The sequence below is a fragment of the Corallococcus sp. AB049A genome, assembly GCF_003668885.1.
GTDB lineage: Bacteria > Myxococcota > Myxococcia > Myxococcales > Myxococcaceae > Corallococcus > Corallococcus interemptor.
The window spans coordinates 1-1,853 of the sequence record NZ_RAWL01000755.1; the positions used below are offsets into that span (position 1 = coordinate 1).

A 1,853-nucleotide genomic window follows, 5' to 3' on the forward strand; every position below is an offset into this window, starting at 1 on the left:
GACGGGGGCAGGGGACGGGGCCGCGTGAGAAGATGCGGAGGCCGTGTTCGCGGTCGCGCTGGCGAAGGCCGTGTCCGTGCCTGGAGGCAAAGACGCCTCGTGCGGCAGCACGCCTGCGTCCGGACGTGCCGTGCGCGCCGGAGCCGAGGCCGTCATCGCTGACACGGACCGAGGGGCGCGGACCGTCACCAGGGCCAGGTCGGACGACACGTCGGGCAGACGTTCAGCGGGCGCTGCCGGAGCCGCGGGCGCCCGGACGGGAACCGCCGCGGGCGGCGCGAACGGGGACGTCGCGGCGCGCGCTCTCGGCTGCACCCAGACCGGCTTCGTCTGGAACGCATAGGTCGGCAGGTGCAGCCGCAGGCGCTGTTCGTGCGCGTAGAACGCGCTCCAGTCCACGGCCACACCCGCGACCCACAGGTCTCCCACGGCCTGGAGCCAGCCCATCTGCTCCGTCGTCGTCCCACCCCGGCGCAACGACGCCACCGCGAGGACGGCAGGACCGCCCTCGGCCCGGACCAGGTTCGCGCGCACCAGGGGCGTCACGTCCTGCCCCGGCCCCACCTCCAACAACACCGAGCAGCCTTCCGCCTGGATCGCCTCCACCGCGCGCGTGAAGCGCACCGGCTGGCGCATCTGCTCCGTCCAGTAATCCGGCTGCGCGAGCTGCCCCGGCCGCACCACCGCGCCCGTGAGGCTGGACACGTAGCGCACCGTGGGCTCCGACCAGCGCAGCGTGCCCACCACGCGCGCCAGCTCCGGCATCAGCGGCTCCACATCCGCGGAATGGAACGCATGCGGCGCGGGCATCCGCACGACGCCCGCCCGATGCTGCTCCTTCAGCTCCGCTTCCAGCCGCGCGACGTCCTCCACCGGACCGGACACCACGCAGCGATCCGGAGCATTCACCGCCGCCACCGACAAGCGGTCCGTCAGCAACGGCTGCACGCGCTCCACGGGCAGGGCCACCGCCAGCATCGCGCCCGGCGGCATGCGGTGCATCAGCTCCCCGCGCACCACCGCGAGCCGCATCGCGTCCTCCAGCGACAGCGCGCCCGCGACACACGCAGCCGCGTACTCGCCGAAGCTGTGCCCCGTCACCGCGTGTGGCGTCACTCCCAGGTCCCGCCACATCCGAGCCAACGCCACCTGCACGCTGAACAGCGCGGGCAACGCCACGCGCGTATCCGCGAGGCTCGCCTGGGCCTCGGTCTCCGCACCCGCCGAGGGCGACAGCAGGCCCGACACGCGCGCCCGCAGCGGCGCGTCCAGCAGCGCGAGGCACGCGTCCAGGTGCGCGCGGAAGTGGGGCGACGCCTCCGCCAGCTCACGCCCCATGGCCACCTGCTGCGTTCCCTGACCGGAGAACACGAACGCCACGCGCGGCGCCTTGTTCAACCCCTTCACCGCCACCGACGGCTTCTGGAGCTGCCGCGCCAGGTCCGCTGCGTCCTTCACCACCATCGCGCGCCGGTACTCGAAGACCTTGCGACCCACGGCCTGCGTGAACGCCAGGTCCGCGATCGCCGAGTCCGCAACGCCCTTCGCCTCCAACCGCCGCGCCGCTGCCTCCAGCGCCTCCGGCGAACGCGCGGACAGCACGACGAGCTGGTGGGAACGCGTGGTGGAACCACTCTGCCGCATGGGGGCTTCCTCGAGGATGGCGTGGGCATTGGTGCCACCAATGCCGAAGGAGCTGACCGCGGCGAAGCGAGGCGTCTCGCTGCGAGGCCACGACCGCAAGGTGGTGTTGACGAAGAACGGCCCCGCGTCGAAGTCGATCTGCGGGTTGGGCCGCTCGAAGTGGAGGCTGGGAGGAATCTCCCCGTGGTGCAGCGACAGCGCGGCCTTCA

Annotated in this window: 1 protein-coding gene; it reads right to left on the reverse strand. The window is 72.9% G+C overall.

The genetic code is table 11. The features are described from left to right. Positions 1-1,853, reverse strand: a 1,853-nt coding sequence (locus tag D7X55_RS39070; protein ID WP_147470411.1) for a type I polyketide synthase, incomplete at both ends; no start/stop codon positions are given.